This is a genomic window from Butyricicoccus sp. Marseille-Q5471, from assembly GCF_951230135.1.
Classification (GTDB): Bacteria; Bacillota; Clostridia; order Oscillospirales; family Butyricicoccaceae; genus Agathobaculum.
This window is the reverse complement of record NZ_CATNVC010000008.1, coordinates 44,990-64,220: the sequence shown is the minus strand read 5'-3', so window position 1 is coordinate 64,220 and position 19,231 is coordinate 44,990. Positions and strand designations below refer to the sequence as shown.

18 protein-coding genes are annotated in these 19,231 nt (G+C 52.8%); 3 read left to right on the top strand and 15 right to left on the bottom strand.

Features of this window, described 5'->3' with window-relative positions:
- From hisF to pyrH, 14 genes are all read right to left on the bottom strand, one after another.
- Entirely contained in the window at positions 1-765 is a 765-nt protein-coding gene (hisF, locus tag QOX26_RS09920; protein WP_283674816.1) for an imidazole glycerol phosphate synthase subunit HisF, read from the bottom strand.
- Positions 765-1,478 carry a 1-(5-phosphoribosyl)-5-[(5-phosphoribosylamino)methylideneamino]imidazole-4-carboxamide isomerase gene (hisA, locus tag QOX26_RS09915; RefSeq protein ID WP_283674815.1) on the bottom strand — a complete coding sequence of 238 codons (714 nt, stop codon included), beginning with the start codon at positions 1,476-1,478 and terminating at the stop codon, positions 765-767. Before hisA ends, hisF begins: the two co-directional genes overlap by 1 nt.
- A complete protein-coding gene (gene hisH, locus QOX26_RS09910; protein ID WP_283674814.1) occupies positions 1,475-2,092 on the bottom strand; it encodes an imidazole glycerol phosphate synthase subunit HisH in 618 nt (205 codons plus the stop codon). Before hisH ends, hisA begins: the two co-directional genes overlap by 4 nt.
- A gap of 27 nt (positions 2,093-2,119) precedes the next feature.
- Entirely contained in the window at positions 2,120-2,695 is a 576-nt protein-coding gene (gene hisB, locus QOX26_RS09905) for an imidazoleglycerol-phosphate dehydratase HisB (protein WP_283674813.1), read from the bottom strand.
- The gene (gene hisD / locus QOX26_RS09900) at positions 2,682-3,983 is read right to left on the bottom strand and encodes a histidinol dehydrogenase (protein ID WP_283674812.1); all 1,302 of its coding nucleotides are present in this window, start codon (positions 3,981-3,983) and stop codon (positions 2,682-2,684) included. The genes hisB and hisD overlap by 14 nt, the downstream gene beginning before the upstream one ends.
- Positions 3,984-3,985: 2 nt before the next feature.
- Positions 3,986-5,620, bottom strand: coding sequence for an ATP phosphoribosyltransferase regulatory subunit (gene hisZ, locus QOX26_RS14395; RefSeq protein WP_442870224.1), 1,635 nt, complete (start codon positions 5,618-5,620; stop codon positions 3,986-3,988).
- Positions 5,621-5,725: 105 nt separating this feature from the next.
- Positions 5,726-10,090, bottom strand: a complete 4,365-nt coding sequence (locus tag QOX26_RS09885; RefSeq protein ID WP_283674811.1) for a PolC-type DNA polymerase III — start codon at positions 10,088-10,090, stop codon at positions 5,726-5,728.
- 16 nt (positions 10,091-10,106) lie between these two features.
- Complete coding sequence (gene ispG / locus QOX26_RS09880) at positions 10,107-11,153, bottom strand: flavodoxin-dependent (E)-4-hydroxy-3-methylbut-2-enyl-diphosphate synthase (protein WP_283674810.1); 1,047 nt, start codon at positions 11,151-11,153, stop codon at positions 10,107-10,109.
- A gap of 5 nt (positions 11,154-11,158) precedes the next feature.
- Positions 11,159-12,190, bottom strand: coding sequence for an RIP metalloprotease RseP (gene rseP, locus QOX26_RS09875; protein ID WP_283674809.1), 1,032 nt, complete (start codon positions 12,188-12,190; stop codon positions 11,159-11,161).
- A gap of 18 nt (positions 12,191-12,208) precedes the next feature.
- Positions 12,209-13,342 (bottom strand): 1-deoxy-D-xylulose-5-phosphate reductoisomerase, encoded by a 1,134-nt coding sequence (locus QOX26_RS09870; protein WP_283674808.1) that lies wholly within the window; start codon positions 13,340-13,342, stop codon positions 12,209-12,211.
- A gap of 6 nt (positions 13,343-13,348) precedes the next feature.
- Positions 13,349-14,167, bottom strand: a complete 819-nt coding sequence (locus QOX26_RS09865; RefSeq protein WP_283674807.1) for a phosphatidate cytidylyltransferase — start codon at positions 14,165-14,167, stop codon at positions 13,349-13,351.
- A 23-nt stretch (positions 14,168-14,190) separates the two neighbouring features.
- The gene (gene uppS / locus QOX26_RS09860) at positions 14,191-14,865 is read right to left on the bottom strand and encodes a polyprenyl diphosphate synthase (RefSeq protein ID WP_442870225.1); all 675 of its coding nucleotides are present in this window, start codon (positions 14,863-14,865) and stop codon (positions 14,191-14,193) included.
- A gap of 121 nt (positions 14,866-14,986) precedes the next feature.
- The gene (gene frr / locus QOX26_RS09855; protein WP_283674805.1) at positions 14,987-15,541 is read right to left on the bottom strand and encodes a ribosome recycling factor; all 555 of its coding nucleotides are present in this window, start codon (positions 15,539-15,541) and stop codon (positions 14,987-14,989) included.
- Positions 15,542-16,264, bottom strand: coding sequence for a UMP kinase (gene pyrH / locus QOX26_RS09850; protein WP_283674865.1), 723 nt, complete (start codon positions 16,262-16,264; stop codon positions 15,542-15,544).
- Positions 16,265-16,541: 277 nt separating this feature from the next.
- On the opposite strand from pyrH, the gene QOX26_RS09845 reads away from it, so the two are divergent.
- From QOX26_RS09845 to QOX26_RS09835, 3 genes are read left to right on the top strand one after another with little or no spacing between them, the layout of a single operon-like run.
- Positions 16,542-17,306 carry an ABC transporter ATP-binding protein gene (locus tag QOX26_RS09845; protein WP_283674804.1) on the top strand — a complete coding sequence of 255 codons (765 nt, stop codon included), beginning with the start codon at positions 16,542-16,544 and terminating at the stop codon, positions 17,304-17,306.
- Positions 17,299-17,943 (top strand): FtsX-like permease family protein, encoded by a 645-nt coding sequence (locus tag QOX26_RS09840; protein WP_283674803.1) that lies wholly within the window; start codon positions 17,299-17,301, stop codon positions 17,941-17,943. Before QOX26_RS09845 ends, QOX26_RS09840 begins: the two co-directional genes overlap by 8 nt.
- 37 nt (positions 17,944-17,980) lie before the next feature.
- Positions 17,981-18,184 (top strand): hypothetical protein, encoded by a 204-nt coding sequence (locus QOX26_RS09835; protein WP_283674802.1) that lies wholly within the window; start codon positions 17,981-17,983, stop codon positions 18,182-18,184.
- A gap of 46 nt (positions 18,185-18,230) precedes the next feature.
- Here the strand turns inward: QOX26_RS09835 and iolE are convergent, their stop codons facing one another.
- Positions 18,231-19,157 (bottom strand): myo-inosose-2 dehydratase, encoded by a 927-nt coding sequence (gene iolE, locus QOX26_RS09830; protein WP_283674801.1) that lies wholly within the window; start codon positions 19,155-19,157, stop codon positions 18,231-18,233.
- Positions 19,158-19,231: the final 74 nt, after the last annotated feature.

The window sequence follows — 19,231 nt, the reverse complement described above, 5'->3', positions numbered from 1 at the left end:
TTATATCCTCACCGGTATGTTTTTCTGTTTCAAATGCTGCTTAACCTCATCAACTGTCAGCTCCCCATAGTGGAACAAGCTGGCAGCCAGCGCCGCGTCGCATCCTGTCACCTCAAAGACTTTGGAAAAGTGCTCCAATGTGCCGCAGCCGCCGGATGCAATGACCGGGATACCAACCAGATTTGCCACCTGCTTTGTCATTTCCAAATCGAATCCCGACTTTGTACCATCCTTATCCATAGAGGTCAGCAAAATCTCGCCTGCGCCACGCTCATATACTTCTTTTGCCCACGCAATCGCATCGATGCCGGTCGGCGTGCGGCCGCCTGCAACGTATACTTCAAAGCCCGAAGGCGTTTTGCCGGTATGCCGTCCATCAATCGCTACGACAACGCACTGACTGCCGTATTTTTTTGCCGCCGCGTTCACAAGCTCCGGATTCTTGACTGCCGAGGAATTGATTGAAATTTTGTCTGCCCCCGCGCGCAGAACATCGCGAAAGTCATCGACTGTACGAATACCGCCGCCAACGGTAACGGGAACAAAGACCTCCCGGCAGGTGCGGCGCACGACATCCGCGATGGTATCGCGGTTATCACTGGTCGCGGTGATATCAAGAAAGACGATTTCGTCTGCGCCCTGCTGTGAGTAGAACTTTGCCAATTCGACCGGATCGCCCGCATCGCGCAGACCGACAAAATTCACGCCCTTGACCACGCGGCCATCCTTTACGTCCAAACAGGGAATGATTCGTTTTGCCAGCATCATTCTATCTCCTTGATGGCTGCCGCCAGATCAAGTGCGCCTGTGTAGACTGCCTTACCCGCGATGGCCTCATCGATTCCCAATGCTTTCAGCTTTCGGATGTCCTCAATCGTGGACACGCCGCCGGACGCGACAATGCCGCAGGAAACTGCCGCTCTGAGCATGCTCAGCTGCTTAAAGTTCGGTCCGGCAAGCATACCATCCTTATCAATATCGGTAAAAATAATGCTCTGCACGCCAAAGCACTCCATCAGCTTAGCGAAGGAAATAAAATCCTCACCGCTGTCGTTGAGCCACCCCTCCGTGCGCACTGTGCCGCTCTTGGCATCAATGCCGACCGCAATCTTATCACCGTATTTCTCGACAGCTTCCCGCACAAAAGACGGGTTTTTGACTGCCGCTGAGCCAATAATAACCCGTGTGACACCCAGAGCCAGCACGGCCTCCACATCAGCCATCGAACGCACACCGCCGCCCAGTTCAACCGTTGCACCGGTTTCCTGTATGACACGTTCCACCACACCGTAATTGGCGTGCGAGCCATCCTTTGCGGCATCAAGGTCGACCATGTGAATCAGCTTCGCACCTGCGGCGAGAAATCCCCGCGCCGTTTCGACCGGATCCTCCGCTACCTTGTGCGCCGTTCCATAGTCGCCCTTCTGCAGACGAACACACTGGCCGTCCTTTAAATCAATTGCCGGGAGAATTCTCATCTGTCAGCCTCCGTCAGTTTTGCAAAGTTTCTGAGCATGCTCAGTCCCACTTCCCCACTCTTCTCGGGATGAAACTGGCAGCCAAAAAGGTTGTTTCGTGCTACCATTGCCGGAACTTCCGTTCCGTAATCTGTTGTGCAGGCCAAATCGTCCTGATTCGCAGGTCTGGCCATAAAGCTATGCACGAAGTAGACGTAATCGCCCTCCTGCACATTGGCGGTCATTGCGTTGGGACGTTGTATGTGCAGTGCATTCCACCCAATCTGCGGCAGCTTAAAGTCCGTTTTGATGCGTTCAATGCGTCCGGGCATCAGTCCCAGCCCCTTGCACAGCCGCACTTCGTCCGACTCCTCAAACAGCATCTGCATCCCAAGGCAGATGCCGAGAAAGGGCTTTTCCATTGCAGCTTTCAGCACCGCATCGGTAAGGCCGGATGCATGCAGCGCGTCCATTGCGTCCGGAAAGGCGCCCACACCGGGCAGGATAACGCCCGCAGCATTCTCGATAATCTCAGCTGTGTCTGCAATTTTGTTGTCATAACCCAGGAAATCCAGTGTATTATGCACACTCATCAGATTTCCCGCACCGTAGTCTACAATTGCGATATAGCTCATACTTTTCCCCTGTTGTCTATTCATTGCTTACAGCATACCCTTTGCGCTCAGTACCCCGCCGCCTGTTTGGGTCGCCGCCTGCTTGAGTGCGCGGGCTAATGCCTTAAACAAGGCCTCAGTCATATGGTGCGCATTATAACCATAAACGGATTTCAAATGCAGCGTTAGTCCACCATTGACTGCCAGTGCGCGCATAAACTCTGCCGTCAGACAGGTGTCATACGCGCCGCACGTCGTCTGCGGCATAGGTGCATCAAACACCAGATACGGACGCCCTGAAATATCCAGCGCGCAAAAACCAAGCGCTTCGTCCATCGGCACATATGCCTCACCGAATCGCGCGATTCCAGCCTTATCGCCAAGGCACTGACTCAATGCCTGCCCAAGCGCGATGCCGCAATCTTCTACCGTGTGGTGTCCGTCCACTTCGAGATCACCCTTGCAGGAGAGTATCAGGCCGAAGCCGGAGTGTACCGCGAAAGAATTGAGCATATGGTCGAAAAAGCCGATGCCGGTATCAATCTTACGCTCACCGCCATCAAGAGAAAGGGTCAGTTCAATCTCTGTTTCCTTTGTTTTTCTGTTGATTTCAGCGTTTCTCATCGGCTGTCTCCTCCTGAAAGCGCACGGCGACAGAATTCGCATGTGCATCGAGATGCTCACTTTGCGCGAGCGCAATGATATCATCTGAATACGCTGCCAGCGCATCGCGCGAGTATTCAATCACACTGGTTTTCTTGAGAAAAGTATCAGTTGAAAGCGGCGAAAAAAACCGCGCCGTACCGGAAGTTGGCAGCACATGACATGGCCCTGCCATATAATCCCCTAACGGTTCAGGCGCGTATTGACCAAGGAAAATTGCACCCGCATTGTGCAGATACGGCAGCAGCCGGCGCGGCGCGGCGGTGACAATCTCCAGATGCTCCGGCGCAACCTGATCGGCCATTTTGCAGGCATCCTCCAGTTCCTCAAACACGATTGCGCAGCCGTAATTTTTAACGCTGTCCTGTATGATTTCCCAACGCGGCAGCAGCTTTGCCTGACGCTCCATCTCGCAGGAGATTGCCTGCGCCTGTGCCATCGAATCGGTCAGCAGCACGGCGGAGGCCAATTTATCGTGCTCCGCCTGCGAAAGCAAATCGGCCGCAACATAGGTAGGATTTGCGGTATGGTCGGCAATTACCAGCACCTCGGACGGGCCTGCAATCATATCAATATCAACCGTGCCAAAGGCTAGTTTTTTCGCGCTCGCCACGAAGGCGTTGCCGGGGCCGACAATTTTATCAACCTGCGGAATAAATCCCGCGCCATATGTCAGTGCGGCGATGGCCTGCACGCCGCCAATAGCGATAACCGTGTCTACACCCGCAATTTTGGCCGCCGCCAGCACTTCCTTAGACATATTTTCAGTCGGCGGAGTGACCATGATAATTTCGCCCACACCTGCAACCTTGGCAGGAATTGCGTTCATCAGCACGCTCGACGGATAAGCCGCCGTACCGCCCGGCACATAAATACCGACCTTGTGCAGGCCGCGCACAGTCTGACCGAGCCTTTCGCCCGAGCGCCGCTCCCATTCCCACGATTTGACGAGCATCTGCTCATGATAATCGCGAATATTTGCCGCCGCTTTTTCGAGCGCCGCAATCAGCTTGGGGTCGCAGCTGCTATACGCCTGATCGAGCAATTCCTGCCCGACGACGTAGGGCTTCTGCCCGTCAAACTTTTCGGCATAAGCACAGACCGCATCAAATCCACGTGTCTTGACATCGTCCATAATCGCACGAACGGTCTGCTCGATATCACCGCGGGCACTCTCTGCGCGCGCTTTCATCTCACGAATCACGGTCTGCTCAGCACAGCCATCCGCAAGCACGGTTTTCAAAAACATTCTCAGTCCTCCAAGCCGCTTTCCAAGTCACGGATAATCGTTTGAATTGCGGTTTTCTTCATCTTTGCACTGGCCAGATTGACGATGACACGCGCCGTGATCGGTGCCACATCCTCAATGACCTCAAGGCCGTTCTCCTTAAGCGTCGTACCGGTCTCTACAATGTCCACAATCGCATCCGCCAACTCAAGTAGCGGAGCTAGCTCAACCGAACCCTCAATCTTAATCGTTTCCACGTCCATATTCTTTCGGTTGAAAAACGCTTTGGTAACTGCCGGATACTTTGTTGCAATCACCGGGGTTTTATAACCGCTATACACGTCCTTGCCCTTCTTGGTTGCCAGTGCGAAGCGGCATTTTCCAAAGCCTAAATCAACCATTTCATAGAAGCTTCCGCCCTTTTCCATGATGGTATCCTTGCCGACCACACCCATATCGCACACGCCATGCTCTACATACGTAATCACATCCGCCGCCTTCGCCAGCACGATTTCAATACTGGTCTCAGGCAGGGTGAAAATCAGCTTACGCGAACCGGTTTCCAGTTCGGAAATATCGTAACCCGCATTTTTGAGCAGCGCAAGTGTTTTCTTTTCCAGTCGTCCCTTTGTCAGTGCAATGCGTACGGTATCGCGACGAGTGGCCGCTTCGGGCTTCTGTGCACCTGTTAGACTTTCGGCAACGCGTTCTACGTCGATACCGAAGCCGCCTGCCGGCATATCCTTACCAAACTTAGCGCACAACGCGTTGTACCGCCCGCCGGATAGAATCGCAGCGCCTGCACCCCCGATATAACCGCGGAACATCACACCTGTGTAATAATCCATTTCATGCACCAGGCCGAGGTCTATCATCACGGCATCGCCGTACCCTGCTTCGTCGAGCGCTCTGTACAGACGGCGCAGATAAGATACCGCACCCAAAACCCGAACGTTTTGCGTCAGATTTTCGACGGCATCCAATACTTCCGTTCCGCCGAACAGTTGCGGCATCGCCTTGAGAGCACGATAACCGCCGCGGTCTTTATACGGTGCAAGTACATCGTCCAGCGCGGCGAACGACTTGTTTTCAATGAGACGACGAACCTGTTCTGCCGTCCCTGCATCCACACCAAGCGCTTCAATCAGTGCCTTGTAAATCTCAGCATGCCCTAATTCAATGCGGAAATTATCTGCTCCTGTTTCAGCCAATGCACGGAATGCCGCTGAGAGAATATCTAAATCAGCTTCAAGGCCGTCCGCCCCAATCAGTTCAGCACCAATCTGCAGAAATTCGCCCTTGTGCCCATGATCCCCGGTGACCGAACGGAATACCTTTTGGCTGTAATACAGCCGCACAGGGAGCGCCGCATCGTCCAGACGCGTTGCCGCGATACGGGCAATCGGGGTAGTATTGTCCGGTCGCGCCACACAAATTCGACCCGAACGGTCGATAATTTTGAGCATATTCTCCTGCGAGAGCTCTGGGTTTGCCTGCGCGAATACATCGAAATACTCGACTACCGGTGTGATGATCTCACTATAGCCGCGTGCCTCTAGCGCACCACAAATTGCGGTTTCCGTTTGGCGCAGCATACGGCACGAGGAAAAGAGTAAATCGCGGGTTCCCTCCGGGGTAGAAATACTAAAACGGTTCATAAGCGTCCGCTATCTCCTTCATTACTTTATCATAGTAAAATAATAACACAAGAAATCAACATTGTCAATCTATATTTCTTTGTGCCCGCTGCACACGCTTTTTCCTCAGGCAAACAGAGAAATCTGCGTCGTCTTCGGCATCGAACCGAGCGCACCAATTTGATCGAGCAGCTCAATAACGGATTTCGATACCTTGGGGCAGCGCACCGACATCTCCTCTGCCGAAAGGAACTTTCCGTTTTTACGCTCTTCCACAATGTTGAGCGCCGCCTGCTCGCCAATGCCTGGCATCGAGGTGAACGGGGGAATCAGTCCATTTTCGGTCACGATGAACGTCGTCGCATCCGAATTATATACATCCATCGGTTCGAATGTAAAGCCGCGGCGGTAAAACTCATGACAAACCTCAAGCGTAGTTGACATATCCTTTTCTGCTGCGGAAATTGTTTTATCACGTTCTTTCAGAGATAGTTCATGCAGTTTATCCAGACAGACCTTGTCCCCCCGAATCATGCAGGACGCATCAAATCCCTTTGCACGCACCGAAAAATAAGCCGAGTAGAATGCAAGCGGCCGATGCACCTTGAACCATGCGATTCGAAACGCCATCATAACATAGGCCACTGCATGCGCTTTCGGGAACATATATTTGATTTTCTTACAGGAATCCACATACCAATCCGGCACATTCTGCTCTCGCATGGCGGCCTCCATCTCCTCGGTCAGGCCTTTGCCCTTTCGCACCGATTCCATGGTTTTAAACGCAAGCTTGGGTTTTACGCCCTGCAAAATCAGGTAGTTCATGATGTCATCACGGCAGCAGATACAGCCTGACAGCGGAATACCCTTGCGAACCAGTTCCTGCGCGTTGCCCAACCAAACATCGGTGCCGTGTGACAGTCCCGAAATGGACACCAATTCAGCAAAGGTAGAGGGATGTGTTTCCCTGACCATGCCGCGCACAAATTTCGTGCCGAACTCGGGCACAGCCAGACAGCCCAGTTCGCCCAAAATCGGATCGGAGTTTTGTCCATCTGCATATTTGAGCGCTTCGCAAGAATGGAATAGGCTCATCGTATCCGGATCATCGAGCGGAATCTCCTGTGCGTTGACGCCGGTCAGGTTTTCAAGGTGCTTAATCATGGTCGGATCATCATGACCCAGTTCGTCCAATTTAAGCAGATTTGCGTCGATTGAGTGATATTCAAAATGAGTGGTGATGATATCCGAATCCGGGTCATCCGCCGGATGCTGCACGGGACAAAAATCGTAGATTTCAACCTCTTGAGGCACAACGACAATACCACCCGGATGCTGACCGGAGGTGCGACGCACGCCGGTACATCCGGCCGACAGGCGGTTTTCCTCCGCCCGTGAGCACTCAATCCCGCGCTCATCCATATATTTTTTCACATAGCCATAGGCCGTTTTTTCCGCGACCGTACCGATCGTACCTGCACGGAACACATGATCTTCACCAAATAATTCGCCCGTGTATTTATGAATACGCGACTGATACTCACCTGCAAAATTCAGGTCGATATCCGGCACCTTATCTCCCTCAAAACCGAGAAATGTTTCGAACGGAATGCCGAATCCCTGCTTGGTCAGCGGCTTGCCACAGGTGGGACACAGTTTGTCCGGCAGGTCAACGCCGCAAGAATACTCATCGTGCCACTCAATGTACCGATCATCCGGGCAGAGATAGTGCGGGGGCAGCGAATTTACTTCGGTAATATCCGAGGTAAATGCCGCAAAGGACGAACCGACCGAACCGCGCGAGCCGACCAAATATCCGTCCGCCAGTGACTTGGTAACCAGCTTTTGCGCAATGATATACATAACCGCGTAGCCGTTGCCGATGATGGAGTTCAGTTCACGATCAAGACGTGCCTGCACCAGTTCCGGCAACGGATCGCCATAGATGCGTTTGGCCTTTTCGTAGCTCATATCGCGGAGATCGTCCTCCGCGCCGTCGATATGCGGCGGGTAGTTTTCTCGCGGCACAGGTCGAATGATATTGCACATGTCTGCAATCAGATTGGTATTTTTGACAACAACCTCGTAGGCTCTGTCCTCCCCCAAATAGGAAAACTCACGCAGCATCTCATCGGTCGTTTTTAGATAAAGCGGTGCCTGATTGTCCGCATCGCCAAAGCCTTGTCCTGCCATCAAAATACGTCGGAATGCCTCATCCTCCGGCTCCAGAAAATGTACGTCCCCCGTTGCGCAGCACGGCTTGCCCAGCTTGTCTGCAATGGCGAGGATTTTGCGGTTCCAATCGCGCAGCTGCTCCTCGCCGCTCGCCATACCCTTGCTGATCATAAAGTTATTGTTCGCAATCGGCTGGATTTCCAGATAGTCATAAAAGGACGCGAGCCGCTCAAGCTCCTCATCCTCTGCGCCGTGGGTCAGCGCACGGAACAGCTCACCCGCTTCGCATGCCGAGCCGAAAATCAGTCCTTCCCGATGCCGAATCAGCTCCGACCGCGGCATAATGGGCCGCTTATTGTAATACTCCAGAAAACTCTTTGAAATCAGCTGATAGAGGTTTCGCAGTCCTGTTTGGTTCTTGACCAGTGCAATAAAATGATAGCGCGGTAGATTCTTCAGTTTGTTCTTGCGATCGGTCTGCGCGGCCAGAACAGGATTAATGTCTGCCGTTGTCACCGCACGGAACTCCTCCTGCAATCGCTTTAAAAGTTTTACAAAAATACGCCCCAATACCGCCGCATCTTCACTTGCTCGGTGATGTTCAAACGGGCCGACCTGTAGCTCCTTTGCAAGGACATTCAGCTTGAATTTATTTAAATGCGGCAGCATCAACCGCGACATCTCAAGCGTATCAATCGATGTAAAGTCTCTCTGAATCTGCAGTCTTTTGCATGCCGCGCGCAAGAATCCCATGTCAAATCCCGCGTTATGCGCAACCAACGGAAACCCTTCTGCAAATGCAAGAAACTCCGGCACCGCACGGCTCAATTCCGGCGCATTGGCAACCGTTTCATCCGAAATGCCGGTAAGCTCGGTGATTTCAGGCGGAATCGGCTTGTGGGGGTTGACATAGGTCTGAAACGAATCCCGAATCTCCCCATTTACCACCCGCACGGCCGCAATTTCGGTAATTTCCTCCTGCGCAGGATTAAGGCCGGTTGTCTCCAAATCGAATACGATAAAGGTACCGTCGAGCGGTTCAGCAGACTTGCCGCGTACTACAGAAAGGCTGTCCGAATCGTTGACGTAATACGCCTCAATACCATAGATAATCTTCATGTCTCCGATAATTGCTTTCTGTTTTCCCTCCTGCGCGTGCAGCGCTTCCGGAAAGGCCTGCGCAACGCCATGATCGGTAATCGCCATAGCGCGATGCCCCCACGATGCGGCGCGGCATAGCAGCGCTGCAGTGGACGACATACCATCCATTGCCGACATATTGGTATGCAGATGCAGCTCCACACGTTTTTCACCTGAATAGGCATCCTTACGTTCCGGCTTTTTCGCCTTTACAATTGCTGTCGGATCGAGCACCATTTCCTTCGCATAGCTGTCAAAGGTCATTTTACCCTGCACAGTACAGTAAAGACCGTTCTTAATGCGGGAGGCCAAATCCTCTGCCTTATCGGCGGCCAGAAACTTAGTCACACGCACCGAATTGGTGCGGTCGGTCATATCAAAGGCAATCTTTACATAGTCCTTGCCTGTCTTTTTGCTGTGGATGTCCTTATGGTCGGTGAAGAAGACTTCGCCCTGAATCGTCACCATGTCATAGGCATAAACAGCTTCGTTCACCGAAATGATAGGATCCTGCATCAGCTTGCCGAAAACCAGATCATCATCCTTGACCTTCTCCGCGCGCGGACGTTGATAGCCGTTGCTTTCCGGCTTAGGCGTTGTGCGCGTCTTCTTGGGCTTCGGTTCGCTTGGTGCAGCCAAAGCCTGTGCCTCGATTGCCTGATGCAAAATCTCCTCGCGCCGCGGCAAGTCGTCTGCTGACACGCTATATTCTGTATCGGTGCGCACCGCACGCACCGGACATCGAACGCCCAATTCCTCGCGAATACGACCCTCCATCTGACGAAGTGCGGTCGCAAAATACGTTTCGCTCACTTCATCCATCGGCAGGTGCAATTCGCCCGCTTCATACTTCCACTGACTCGCATCCAGTAGTCCCCGCGCGGACGGCATACGTGCGGCCATATCCTCAAACAGCGAGCGTATGTAAGCAGGGGTTGGCTTGTCCAACCGGTAACGCGGTTCAATGCACACGCGGCGCAGGCCGTAGCTTTTAGCAAGCTGTCCCTCGAGTGCCTCAATCGCCTTGCGGCTAACGACTTCGCCCAGTTCGATTTCAACAACCATGACCGATCTATCGTCCCCAAACGCAAGCGAACGCACCTCGCCTTGGGCGAGGTGCTGTTCGTCAACGTTTCCTTTGCACTTTTCAAAAAAATCTATGAGTTTGCCCGACATTTTTGAAAATAACTCCTCAATACTTTAAAATTTCTTCCATCAACGCGTCTACCAACTGTTCCTGCGGCATCTTTTTAATAATTTGGCCATGGCGGAACAGCAGTCCAACACCGTCGCCACCTGCGATACCCAAGTCAGCTTCACGCGCTTCACCCGGCCCGTTGACCGCACACCCCATGACTGCAACCTTCAGCTTTTTGCCATGGATTGCTGCGCAACGCTGTTCGACCTCTTTGGCAATGCCGATCAGATCGATACGCGTTCTGCCGCAGGTCGGGCAGGAGACGACATTGATGCCGTCATCATTGCGACCAACCGCCTTCAAAATCGCGTTTGCCGCATAGATTTCCTTCACCGGGTCGTCGGTCAACGAAACACGGATGGTGTCACCTACGCCGAGCGCAAGCAAACCACCGATGCCGGCAGCAGACTTAACCGTGCCCATATATTCCGTACCTGCTTCGGTCACGCCAAGGTGCAGCGGATAATCAGTTTTTTCATGCGCCAGTAAATAGGCCTGCATGGTGCTCGGCACTGATGACGATTTGATGGAAATACAAATGTCATCAAACGAACACTCATTAAGCAGTTTTACATGATGCAGCGCACTTTCTACCATTGCTTCCGGTGTTGGGCCGCTAAAACGTTCTAACAGTTCCTTTTCCACGGATCCGGAGTTGACACCGATGCGAATCGGAAGCCCCCGCTCTTTCGCGGCCTGCACAACTGCATGCACGCGATCTGCTCCACCGATATTACCCGGGTTTAAGCGAATTTTATGCACACCGGCCTCAATTGACGCCAGAGCAAGACGATAATCAAAGTGAATATCGGCCACCACCGGGATAGGCGAACCCTTGCAAATTTCACGCATCGCTTCGGCTGCTTCCATATCCGGCACAGCACAGCGGACGATATGACATCCCGCATCTGCCAAACGGCCGATTTGTCCGAGCGTGGCCTTTGCGTCACGCGTATCTGTATTTGTCATTGACTGCACGGCAACAGGGGCACCCCCGCCGATTTTGACGCCGCCAACGTCGATTTGCTTTGTGATTTTCATATTCCTCACCTCATGAGAATGCGCAAAATATCCTGTCCGGTCACATAAACCATAAGCGCCAACAGCAGCATCAGGCCTGCCGCATGCACATACCCTTCATACTTTGCAGGTACCGGCTTGCGGCGAATCCCCTCAATCACCAAAAACAGCAGCCGTCCTCCATCAAGTGCCGGCAGCGGCAGCAAATTCATTACGCCAAGGTTGATTGAAATGAATGCAACCAAATCGAAGAACGAAGCCATTGATTGCTTAGCAGTGTTGGCCATAACCTCCGCCACGCCAACCGGGCCGGAAAGCTGATCGACACCGACCTTGCCGGTAACCAACTGCGCCAAGCTCGACCATACCAGTCGGGCATAATTGACCGACACGCGCGCAGACTGATCGAGCACAACGAGCGGTGTGCGTTCGGTCAGCGTAAAGTTGATACCGAACAGCTTATTGCCGTTTTCATCTGTAAAATCATGCGTCAGCGGCACATCCGTCAGCTGAACGGTGCGGCCGTCACGGCGCACCTTAAAATCATACTTACCGTCCGCTGCCGTTTGCGCCAGCGCAATATTAATGTCTTGGCGCACGAATATATGATAGCCATTGACCTCCAGAATCGTATCACCAGGCATCAGCATGGTTTCGCCCTGATAACGAAATCCCTCTTGAAAGCCTTCGATTGTGCGCGTGCCGACCGGACCTTGCTGCGTACCAACCAATATCAGTACAATCAAAAAACCGACCAGAAAATTCATCAGCGCACCGGCTACCACAATCAGCATTCGGCGCAGCAGACTTGCCCGCGCAAAGGAGTGCTCACTTTCGCTTTCTCCGTCCTCGCCCTCCATCACGCAAGCACCGCCGAACGGCAGCAGACGCAGGCAGTAAAGCGTGCCGTGGTACTCCTTCTTATAAATCGCCGGACCCATGCCGATCCAAAATTCATTGACCTGCACACCGCCGCGTTTCGCCGTGATGAAATGGCCGAATTCATGCACCACAACAAGCACACCAAACGCAAGAATGGCTAAGATAATCTGCAGCAAAAAGGTTCTCCTCTCAAATCAGGAACGCGCGATTTCACGCGCCAAACGGTCACTTTCCAACACGTCATCCAGTGTAATTTGCTTGCGATAGGGTACGGTTTCAAGTGCATGCGCGACACGATCCGCAATTTCACCAAAGGCAATTTTGTCATTCAAAAACAAACCAACTGCAGCTTCATTCGCACCATTGAGCACCGCGCCCATATTTCCTTTTTCCTGCGCTGCACGCTTTGCCAGCGACAGTGCGGGGAATGCGTCATAATCCGGTGCAAAAAAGGTCATTTTGCCCACCTCGGCTAAAGAAAGACGCGGCACCTTACAGGCAACGCGTGCCGGATAGGTCAGCGCATACTGAATGGGCAGACGCATGTCGGGCAGACCGAGCTGTGCGAGCACTGCGCCGTCCTCAAATTCAACCAGCGAATGAACGATGCTTTCGCGATGCACGACGATTTCAATATCCTCGGGTGCCATATCATACAGCCACATCGCCTCGATAAATTCGAGTCCCTTGTTCATCATCGTAGCGGAATCAATGGTGATTTTAGCACCCATCGACCAATTGGGATGCGCCAGCGCCTGCTCCCGGCTGACATGACGCATCTGTTCGGCCGTCTTGCCAAAGAACGGGCCGCCTGACGCCGTCAAAATGATTTTTTCGAGCCGGTTGCCCTGCGCCGCCTGCGCACACTGAAAAATCGCCGAATGTTCGCTGTCGACCGGCAGGATTTTTACGTGCTTCTCCTGTGCGGCGCGCATAACCAGTTCACCCGCGCACACAAGTGTTTCCTTGTTGGCCAATGCAATATCTTTGCCTGCGTTAATTGCTGCCATCGTTGGCAGCAAACCAACCATACCCACAACGGCTGTTACGACGATGTCTGCCCCGGATTCCGCAGCGCAGCTGATCAGGCCTTCCATGCCGGCCAAGACCTTAATGTCCGTATCCGCTAATGCGATTTTCAGCGTTTTGGCGGCGGTTTCATCAAAAGCGCAGACCATTTTAGGTTGCAGTGCACGCGCCTGCTTCTCCAACAAGTCTATGCGTGTATTGGTCGTCAATGCGACGACCTCAGCTTCTATCGAGGGCAAAATATCGACCGTTTGTGTGCCAATCGACCCTGTCGAGCCTAAAATTGCAATTTTTTTCATATTTTCTCACCAGATGATTCGAAATAGGATTTCTGCCATCGGCGCAACGAACAGCACACTGTCAAAACGATCCAACACGCCGCCGTGGCCGGGGAAAATACTGCCATAGTCCTTAATGCCGGTTTGACGCTTAATAATGGAAAACGACAGGTCTCCGATTACACCCATAACCGCGCCCAAGCCGCCAAGTACAGCGGCCGCCCAAATCGGCATGTTAAGGCTGAGAAAGCGGTTCATGAGCAGCGCGCCCAGCATAACAAGCAGCGCGCCGCCTACAATACCGCCAATCGCACCCTCAACCGTTTTCTTGGGGCTGACAACAGGCGCAAGCTTATGCTTGCCGAAAAACAGGCCGGCAAATAGGGCGCAAGTATCCGCTCCCCACGCTGCAAGCAGCGGCAGCAGCACCAGAAAGGGTCCATGATGATAGGTCATCTGGAAAATGCGCAGAAGTGCCAGCATCAGGTACGGCACAAGCAGGCCGCCAAAAAAGCCCCAGGCAATCTCCGAGGCGTTCATACTATCATGAAATTTCAGTAGAATACCAAAGGAGAGTACAAGCAGCACCATGACGAGTACCTGTACCACATCGATGATTTCAAACGGCACAAGCGAGGAATGTGCCGCTGCCAGTGCAAACGAAGACACGCCGCACAGAAGCAGCAGCAACCGGTTATGCACCAGTCTTGTCGAGCCGAGCACCTCATAAGTTGCCAGCACGCAAAGCGCAGCAATAATTACCTCCAACACGGCAGGCGGAAACACATACAGCGCAAGCAGCACGAAAATAAATCCGCCCACGCCGAACAGAACTCTTGTTTTCATATCTTTGGTACCCCTTCGCGGTCTTATACGCCGCCGAATCTTCTATTTCTTTGATTAAATGCTTCAATTGCTGCGTCCATATCGCTCGTTTTGAAATCGGGCCAGAGCACGGGCGTAAAATAGTATTCCGCATAAGCGCTCTGCCAAAGCAGGAAATTCGAGGTGCGAATTTCACCGGACGGACGAATAATTAAATCAGGATCAGGCATATGCGCTGTATACAGGTGGTGAGCAATATCGTCCTCTGTAATATCCGCCGCACGCTTTTCACCGCTTTCTACTTCCTTTGCCAATGCACGAACAGCGTTTTTGATCTCATCCCGCCCGCCGTAATTGATACACAGCGAAGCTGTTGCCGCATCCGGGCCGAGAGAATCGGCAATGCGGTCGGTCTCCCGAATCAAATCAAGAATGTCCTGCGGTAGCGGCGATAAGTCGCCCAGTACACGTACAGCGACGCCGCGCTCATACATCGTTTCCGCCGCCTCTTTCAAATAACGGCGAAACAGTTCCATCAATGCCCCGACCTCTTCCGGGGGGCGCTTCCAATTCTCCGTTGAAAAAGCGTATACCGTAAAGTATTTTACGCCAATATCCTTGCAGTATGTCGCAATCGTGCGAAAGGTCTCCGCGCCAACTTTATGCCCTGCCTGCCGCGGCAGGCCACGCTTTTTGGCCCAGCGGCCGTTTCCATCCATAATAACCGCAATGTGCGTCGGCACAACACGATTTGTCTCTATTTTTCTTTTCCGATTAAAAAGCCCCACGGCGTTTCCCCCATAGAAAGGGGCGGCGTACCGCCGCCCCCAAATAGATCAATTATACCTCTGACAGTTCCTTGGACTTCTTCTCCACTAAGCCGTCAATTTCCTTAACGTACTTGTCAGTCAGCTTCTGCATCTTGTCTTCACCCTCGTGCAGCTCATCCTCGGTCAGCTCGCTTTTCTTCTGCGATGCCTTAAACTTGTCAATTGCATCACGACGAATGTTGCGCAGCGCAACCTTCGCATCCTCACCCGTCTTGGAAACACCCTTAATGAGTTCCTTGCGGCGTTCCTCGGTCAGCGGCGGAAAGCTCAGACGAATCTGCTTGCCGTCATTCTGGGGATTGATGCCCAGATCAGAGGTCTGAATCGCCTTCTCAATCACCTTGAGAATCGAACCGTCCCAAGGCTGAATGGACAGCGTGCGCGGATCGGGCGACGAAACAGCTGCAACCTGATTCAGGGGCGTCGGCGCACCGTAATACTCCACGGTGATTTTATCCAGTACTGCCGGGTTGGCGCGTCCTGCACGGATTGCAGCCAGTTCCTTTGCCAGTACGTCGAGTGTTTTCTTCATCTTATCTTCATAAGCGGTCAGCTGAGCCTTCATTTATTTCTCCTCCTGTACGATAGTGCCGATTTTTTCGCCGTTGATCACGCGGTAAATATTTTCGGGATCGGACAGCGCAAATACCAGAATCGGAATGTGATTGTCCATAGACAGCGAAGTCGCAGTGGTATCCATTACGCCGAGTCCCTGATTGAGCACGTCCATATAGGTGAGCTGGTCGTACTTCTTTGCATCGGGGTTCTTGGCGGGGTCGGAATCATATACGCCATCAATATTCTTTGCAAGCAGAATGACCTCCGCACCGATTTCAGCCGCGCGCAGTACAGCCGCCGTATCGGTTGAGAAGAACGGGTTGCCGGTGCCGCAGCCAAAAATGACTACGCGCCCCTTTTCCAGATGACGGGTTGCCTTCTGTCGGATGTACGGCTCTGCGATGCGGTTCATCTCAATCGCGGTCTGCACGCGTACCGGAACGCCGCGCTGTTCAAGCGCATCCTGCAGCGCAAGAGAATTAATCGTGGTCGCCAGCATGCCCATATGGTCGGCACGCGTACGCTCCATTTTACCGCCGCCATCCTTGACGCCGCGCCAGAAGTTACCGCCGCCAACAACGATGCCGATTTCGGTTCCGGCTTCGTTACACTTTTTAATCACATCGCAAACCGGGCCGATGACATCGAAATTCAGGCCGAAATGCTTATCGCCCGCGAGGGCCTCGCCGCTGATTTTAATCAGCACGCGCTTATACTTGGGTGTTCCCATCATACACACTTCCCTTATCTACATATTCCTCCCTATATTCTACCCTATCAGGCCCTACTTTGCAAAGGGTTTCGCTGTGATTTTTACAATTTGTACAAACCTTCCATACTCATGCGGACTGCCTTTTATATGGTCTGGAAACGATTCCACATTACACCGTTTCAGTTTGCTGTGCATCTCTTTTCAAATCTATGCAAAACACACTTGACACCTGCCCTTGCCAGTTGTATCATTGTATCATTGATATAGAACAATGATATACGAGGAGGCAATCCAAATGTTATTGCAAGTAGAAGAACTAACGAAGGATTATACCACGCGGTTTGGTAAGCAGCGTGTACAAGCACTGCGAGGCATCGACCTTGCCGTCGCGCAGGGTGAATTTGTTGCAATCATGGGAGAAAGCGGCAGCGGTAAAACGACACTTTTGACACTCTTGGCAGCATTGGAGCGGCCGACCAACGGCCGAATTTTGCTCGGCGGCGAAGATATGGCGGCGATTCCTAACCGTGCTCTTTCGGCCTTTCGCCGTGACCGACTGGGCTTCATTTTTCAGGAATGTCATCTGCTGGACACCCTGACACTGCGTGAAAACATTCTGTTTCCGCTGGTGCTTGCCGGGCGCACGGGTGCAGAAATGCACGCGCGGCTGATGCCCCTTGCAGAGCGCCTTGGCATCGCACCGCTGCTTGACAAATATCCCTATGAGGTTTCAGGCGGCGAGCAGCAGCGCGCCGCCGCTGCTCGAGCGCTTATCATCAAACCCATGCTGCTACTTGCAGACGAGCCCACCGGCGCACTTGATTCGGGTTCGGCAACTCAGCTGCTTCAACTGCTCGACGGATATCATGATGAAGGACAGACCATTGTCATGGTTACGCACAGTTTGGATGCCGCCAGCCATGCTTCCCGGGTGCTCTTCATCCGCGACGGACGCATTGCAGCAGAAATCGTGCGCGGCGGGCATACCCGAGCCGCCTTTTATCCGCTTCTGGCAGATCGGCTCACTCAGCTGCAGCAAGGAGGCGAGCTCCTTGCCTAACTTCCTCATCCCCCGCCTTGCGGTGCGGTCGTTGCGCGGCAATCGCAGCAAATATCTGCCGTTTCTGCTTGCCACCTCCTTCATGGTCTTTGTGTATTTTCTGGTCTCATCGTTTACACTCAATGAAACCTTCGGGCGCAATATCCCGGATGGCGACAATATCCGACAACTGATGGGGGTTGGGTTTTCCTTGCTGCCAATCGTGATTCTTCCCTTTTTGCTGTATGTCAACAGCTATTTAATCAAGTCCCGCAGCCGGGAACTTGCGCTTTATACCATACTCGGACTCGAGCAGCGTCACATAGCCGGCATGCTTATCATCGAAAGCACACTCTGTCTGTTGTTCTGTCTTATTGCGGGAATCGGGGCAGGTGCACTACTTTGCCCACTTGTTTTTGGCGGTCTGCTCGCAGCGCTGCGCCTTCCGATTGACATGCAGTATTCACTCTCTTCCGAGGCGATACTGGCTACCATACAAGTCTTCGGACTTTGCTTTGTCGTCATGCTGATTGCCAATATCTGGCGCGCAGTGCGTACCCGACCCGCCGCCCTTCTTCGCGGCGACAAGCAGGGAGAACGCTTGCTGCGCGGAGGACCTGGGCCGATTCCGCATTCTGCGTGCGCTTGGTCTGTCTGAGGAAATGACCGCCGCGACCGCGCGACGTCAGCTTCGGGTGGTATTTTTGCTTCCGCTCGGCACAGCACTGCTGCATATTCTATTTGCCTCGCCCATTCTGTCCATTTTCCTGCAAATCCTTGCGATTCAGGATTTGTGGGTTCCTATTTGCGGCATTGCCTTCTCGATGCTGTTTTTTACCGGAATGTACACGCTTTTCTATCATTTTACCGCCCGCGCTTATGCTAAAGCTATTTCATAAATAAAAAAATCCCGTCCAAAAGGACGGGATTTTTAATATGCTATGCTTAGGCCAGCTTGACCTCGCCGCACAGACCGGTGTGTGCGGTGATATACTCGCGACCCATCTTGGAGTACTCGAACGGATTGGCCTTCGCCGGATCCTGCTCAGCCTCAACCATGATCCAGCCTTCGTAGCCGGCCTTGTCGAGGATGTCAAATACTGCATCAAAGTCCACGCAGCCGTCCGGATCGCCCGGTACGGTGAACGCGCCGTTACGGACAGCCTTCAGGAAGGACCAATCCTCATTGGTGACAGTGTCAACAACAGGCATACGCATATTCTTCAGGTGAACGTGACCTACACGGTTCGCAAACTTGCCCAGTACATCAACCGGATTCTCACCCGCGAAGGTGAAGTGGCCGGTGTCGAAGCACAGGAAAACGTACTTGGGATCAGTGTTTTCCATCAGGCGGATGGTCTCATCAACGGTCTGGACAACAGTGCCCATGTGATGATGGAAGCAGGACTTGATGCCGTACTTCTCGAGGGACAGCTTGCCCAGCTTGTTCAGGCCATCGCACAGACGAGCCCACTCTTCATCGTTCATGATGCGCTTGTCCTTCAGGACACGCTTGTCCTCCATGCCCTGAATCGAGCCGGACTGCTCAGAGATGTTGATGGCAGAAGCGCCAACGTAAGACAGATATTCCAGTTCCTTAACGAACTCAGCTTCAACCTCTTCGTACGGCTTGTCAACGAGGAAGGACGAGAACCACTTGGATGCAATGGTCATGTTGCGTACTTCCAGCATCTTCTTGAGAACTTCCTTATCTACCGGGTACTTGTGACCGACTTCGCAGCCGTCAAAGCCCGCGAGCTTCATCTCAGAAATGCACTGCTGGAACGTATTTTCATCGCCCAGGTCCCACATATCATCGTTCGACCAGCCGATAGGGCAAATGCCGAGTCTTACCTTCTTAGGATCTAACATTTTTCATACCTCCATTTTCTTCTCACAACACGCCTTTTCGGCGTGTTCCATACACTTCTTTTATTGTAACGGAG